At 37.5% G+C, this 6,040-nt stretch carries 1 protein-coding gene and 1 pseudogene; both read right to left on the bottom strand.

Translation table 11 applies throughout. The features are described 5' to 3' along the window. A pseudogene (locus MCO_RS09775) lies at positions 1-2,735 on the bottom strand (hypothetical protein); the annotation flags it as partial. A 1,137-nt stretch (positions 2,736-3,872) separates the two neighbouring features. Continuing rightward, on the bottom strand, positions 3,873-6,040 hold a 2,168-nt coding region (locus MCO_RS02555; protein WP_007552419.1), incomplete at its 5' end, for a YadA-like family protein.

Below are 6,040 nucleotides of genomic sequence, written 5' to 3'. Positions count from 1 at the left end.
TTGTCCCACAACAAAGAGTCACCTTGAGCAGTGGCAATGTCTTTTTCAATCTCTTTGGTAACTTCATCCTTAATATTCTGGAATTTATCTTTAACATTCGCAAATGAATCACCAATACCGGCAAAGGCAGATGTAACGTCATTATAAGTTGAGTCAGAAACAGTCCCATCAGATGAAAATTTCTTAACTATGAATGTAGAAGCAGTCCATGTGCCATTCTGATAGCTAGTATTACCACCGAAATACTTAGCAACACTGCTTCCAAGATTATGAAGCTGATTACCACCTACAGCATCCGCTGATGTTGCAGAAATTTCTCCATTTGCAATTGTTTGGATCCTTTTACCACCAGCATCTATACCAGAAGTGGTTATTTTCGGACCATTGGAAATTACTAAACCTGTCGCGTCTAAGGTGTTGTTTCCTACTTGTATTTTATCGACTATAACGGACCTAGCTAGATCAAATTTTACCTTATTGTCTTTATCACCTTTTGTAAGAGTAAGATTTGTACTTCCGGCTGCCAAATCCATTGGGCTGGTTGAATTAACATTCGTCTTATTTTTACCATCAACAGAAAGCTCCCAATTTGGGTATACAGCTTCTTGTAGAGCTTTTAGCTGCGCAACATTCACGGCATCAGTATCTGCAGTGCCAGCTGCAACACCTACAATCTGTCTGGTTCGACCTATCTTAACATCACCAATACTGAGTGCACCAAGATTAGAGATCCATGCATTGTCCTGTCTCTCTGCATTCTTTCTAGTAAGAGGGTCATAGCCTGAAATACCAACACCAATATCTGCGATAGAGTACGCACCTAAGGCAATACTACCATTATCTAATGATTTTGCATTTGAACCAATAGCTATCGAATCAACCTCTTCAACTATAGGATCTACAAAATCTTTGCTAGTAGTGTTAATTTTAAAACCTTTTATAACTGCTGCTTCCTGTAGGGCTTTTAGCTGTGCAAAATTAACTGCATCATTCGCTTCAGTACCTGTTGCCACTCCTGTAATCTTTTTACCACCAGCATTTAGGCCAGAAGTGGTTATTTTGGGACCATTGGAAATTACTAAACCTGTCGCGTCTAAGGTGTTGTTTCCTACTTTTATATTATTAGCTGATATGCTGTTCGTTGAGATATCCCGTGCTAGATCAAATTTTACCTTATTGTCTTTATCACCTTTTGTAATAGTAAGATTTGTACTTCCGGCTGCCAAATCCATTGGGTTAGTTGAATTAACATTCGTATTATTTTTACCATCAACAGAAAGCTCCCAATTTGGGTCTATAGAATTTTGTAAAGCTTTTAGCTGCGCAACATTCACGGCATCACTATCTGCAAAACCAGCTGCAACATTTTCAATCCTTCTGGTCTGATGTTCCTCACTATCACCAAGACTGAGCGAACCCCACGTACCCGACCATACGCCGGGTTCTTTTTTCTTTATTGACTTATCAGCACTCTTTTTAGTACGAGGATCATAACCTCCAATATTACTGTTATCCTTATATAACTTAGAATATGCACCTAAGGCAATACCAGTTTCAATTGATGAGCCTGAAATATAACCCAGAGACAGCGCCTTTTCACCCTTGGCTATTGCATTGTAACCAATAGCTACCGCATGTTCACCCAATGATTTTGACACGGAACCAAGAGCTATCGAGTTCAACTGATTGGCTTCTGAAAGGAAACCAATAGAAATTGCAGAATTAGCATCAGCGGAGCTATTCTTACCTATGGCAATCGCGCCACCATTGCTTATAGAGGAGATTTCATTATCATTTGCTCTGCCCTTTACGTTTGCCATTGTACCAATAGCAATTGAATCGAAAGCTTTATTTCCCACACCCCCCGAGGAAACGGATGCTCTAGAACCAATAGCAATTGAACCCAGCTCAGCAGCTACAGGGTTCTCAAAAGGTTTGGCATTACCCGGGCTTGAGTCCGGAACAGAAAGATTAATGTTAAAACCTCTTGTTAATTTATAAAGCTGGGAACCATTGACTGCATCCGTTGAGTCTTCTAGAATCTTACCATCAGCAATACCCAAAAGTATCCGTGGTTCAAATTTACTATTAAAAATACTTGCATGAATCTCGTCTGTTCTCCTGCCAATAATTAACGTAGATGGAGGAAGGGGGTCGGCATTATCTAGTCCACGATCTAGTCCACGAGTTAAGCTTTTCACAAAAGGAAAGTTGTTTGTACTTTCATGCCAATCATCACCTTGTGATGGATTTTTTTGTTTCTCCCCAATAGTAGGGAGGGCCTTTATCTCAACGAGCTGACTATTCAAGCTTGGGAAAGCACTCTTAACGCTAAAAGATGCATCCGCTACATTCTTAAAATTTTCCTTAAAACCTTCCGTACCCGCAAATGCAGTATCAAGAGCAATTTTAGTCTCAAACTGAATATTGGATCCTAAGTTTGTGAAGAGATGTTTATCCCCCATAAATGTAGAGTCAATATCAATATCTCGATACAATTTACTGCCAACTACATAGTATGGTGGAATACCTTTAAGCACATTTGTACCACCACTAAAATCGTTTGATGTGTTATTAATAATCTGAGTATTAGCAAAAACAGGAGAAACATTTGATAAAAAAACAATCACTGAAGCCAATGAAAGTACTTTTATAAAAAGTGATCGATAAAGCGAGTAAGAATTTTTAAAATCACCCACCACTGGCGCTTTTGGTGTGGTATATAATTTTTTCATAACAAATTCTCCAAGTAAAAAAGCATATTCAGAACATTAAAAAGACACATTTCAGCGCTAGAGGTGATTTATGGTGTGATTTTTGTTCGCTCTTTATAGGGTTTAGGTTTTTCGCAGAGGTAGATGGGAGTCATAAAAGCTGCGGTAGGGTTGCAATTTATGTTGATTAATAGCTTGGTTAATAAGGTTTTGGTTTTTTCCGTTTTTAAGCAGAGTGTTTTTTGGGCAACAAAGTTCCTGAATTTGAGAGTGAAAAGAAATATGAAGCCGACATAAAAAAGGCATATTTGCACGCTACTGGTAAGCGCGTGGTTTGTGTTTTTTGAAAAATAGCTCATTTTATTTGTATGCTTAAGAGGAAATCAAAGTGTTTCTTGTGAAAGAGAGTGAATTGCTTAGTGCGTGGTCGAGAGTATTCTTTGTGAAATTATTGTGTTTTTATCATAAGGATTAAGTGGTTACTCTCTAGCTTTAGAGTTGTTTCTTTTTAAGAGCTTAAGAAAATGATGGTCGTTATGTGATTTTTTCATATCTCTTCGCACCTCCCTTTGCGAGGAATCTTTTTTGTTTTTACCATAATGAGTCTTATTGAGAGCTCTTTGTACCCTTCTATAGACTATTTAGAAAAATAGCAAGAAGAAAATGGATTTAACTATTTTTACAGAATGAGTCTTTCCTATTTATGCAATCGTGAAATATCCTTATAGTTCTAAGATTTATAGATTTATTGCAGATATTATAGACGCGTATAGCGGTTTTGTTTCATAGTTTGTTTGAAACCTGTTTTGATCAAAATGAGTCTTACCCATCATTGTGGCTGCTGCTTACAGAGCAAATAACAAATAATAAAATGGGATTTTTGGTTTTTTCAACATACCCCCCCAATGGATATTTTCTATCAATGAAATTATAGAACGTGCACTTTTAAAATATTGTGTAATTACGCACTCTCTTAATTTATATGAGAGTATTAAACTGAATTTGTAAAATTTTTATTAAATTGATTCATCTTTTACTAAAATTAGTCTTACTAAAATTAGTGCTATACTTTTCTATAAATAATATAAAATTTCGCCCTTGTCTGATAAGACAAGGGCGAAACTTTAGTTAAATTATAGTTCTTCGTAGTATCTGGTGTTATTTTAATTTCAGCGTTATTCCACCACCTACGCCCCACTGACCTCCGGCACTGGTTGCTGATAGATTAGAACGAATCTTGCCATCTTCAGACGTATAACCTGCACCAATAGCAAAGGCAGATTGTCCACGCCAAAAACCACCACCAAATGAAACACTCAAAGATCCTGGTTCGTCGAAGTAACGCAAGTTAGACACTGCCAAACCAATCGCTGCTGCTTGCCTTGCTTCTTTGCGTACATTCTCAATATTATAACTTAATGCTTCAAACTTCATATTGGTATAGGATTTTGCCTCGTTAAAGCGATTATCCGTATATTGTTTCGCATCAGAAAGAACTTCCTGCATCTTCTGAGCGGTATACTGATGTAACTGACCTCCATTGATAGCTTGTTTCGAAGTTTCTGAAATAACGCCATCACCAACATTTGCAATTACTACTGGGTCACTTTCACTAGCACCATGTAACGTAATCGTATTAGTCTTTTCATCATTTTCGTTATAATCATACTGGACAGTTTGTGCCAATTTTTTCTCATGCGCGTCTATAGCATCCTTATTCACGGCTATAGCATCCTTATTCACGGCTATAGCATCCTTATTCACGTCTATAGCCTCCTTATTCTGTTCTATTTTCTTCCTAAACTCACTTATATCAGTCTCATTCTTCCCTATTCTGCCATTAAGATCCTTTATAGAATTCTTATTACCATCTATACCTTTCTGCAATTCTTCCAGATCGTCATTCGATAGCTCACGGCTAGCCATCTGATCTACTTTCCCAAGTTGATCTCTCTTGACAGCACTTCGAGAGATAATCATACCAAAAATAGGGTCATTCTTTATATCAACAAGCTGACGATTCAAACTTGTGAAAGCACTATTAACACCAGAGAGAGCATCCGCAACATTCGTGTATTTTTGCTCAATTACATTACCATTCTTATCAAAGGCGTTAACTGTAAAAATAGGAGCTGTCCATTCTCCATTTTTATAGCCAGCATCACCACCGAAATAAGTAGCAATCTGGTTGCTTATCGAATAGAGCTGGGCACCATTTACTGCTTCGGTTGAGTCTTTTGCAATCCTACCATTAGTGATACCAAGAAGTGTCTGAGTTTCACCTTTATCATTCGCAAAATTTACTTTAGCTGATAGTTCTTCAGAAGAAAATGTCATAACACTTCTCTTCTTCTTGCCTATCGCACTAGATAATTTTTTCATAGGTAAGCTTCTCATCATAAAAGGAAAGCCGTCTGTAATCAGATCATCACTGCTACGTTCTTTCTCTTTGTGATCAATATCAATCTCGTCCTTTATAGTGATAATCTCACGATTCAAAGTTGTGAAAGCATTATTAACGCCAGCAAAGGCATCCGCAACATTCGTATAGTGTTTCTCAGTCTCATTACCATCCTGATCAAAGGCTTTAACTGTAAAAGTAGGACCTGACCATTTTCCTTCTGCATCATATCCAGCACCACCGCCAAAATAACTCGCAAATGCCTGAGACATAAAATAAAGCTGGCTACCATTTACTGCTTCAGTCGATGTTTTCGTAAATGCACCACCCTTAACACCAGAGAGAATTCGTGGAGCATTAATATTGTTTGCAATATCTATTCTATTGCCGCCTTTGCTTCCACCAATGGTAATAAGCCCAGCGCTATTTTGCTTAATAAAACTATCACCTGTTACATGCTCAATCTTTTTATTAAGATTTGTAAAAGAACTACTTACACCAGAAAGTGCATCAGCAACATTTTTATAGTTACTTTCAGTTTCACTGCCATTTTGATCAAAGACTTTAACTGTAAAAGTAGGAGCTCTCCAGTTTCCTTCTTCATCATAACCAGCATTATCACTAAAATAGCTAGTAACTACATTGCTTATGGAATAAAGCTGAGAACCATTTATCGCATCAGTTGAGTTTGCTGAAATCGAACCAGCATTAACACCTGAAAGAGTCCGCAACGTATTATCAACATTTGCAATGCTTACCTTAGCTCCACCGACTTTTCCACCAATGGTAATAAGCCCTGCTGTATCTTGCTTAACAAGACTATCACCTGCCGCATTAACGACTACATTTTCAATCTTTTTATCAAGACTCGTGAAAGAACTGCTTACGCCTGTAAATGCATCAGCAACATTTTCATAGCTCTTTT

This window comes from Bartonella sp. DB5-6 (assembly GCF_000278115.1).
In the GTDB taxonomy this organism is placed as follows: domain Bacteria; phylum Pseudomonadota; class Alphaproteobacteria; order Rhizobiales; family Rhizobiaceae; genus Bartonella; species Bartonella refiksaydamii.
Note: the sequence above shows the minus strand (reverse complement) of the source record. Positions and strands in the feature narration are given on the sequence as shown.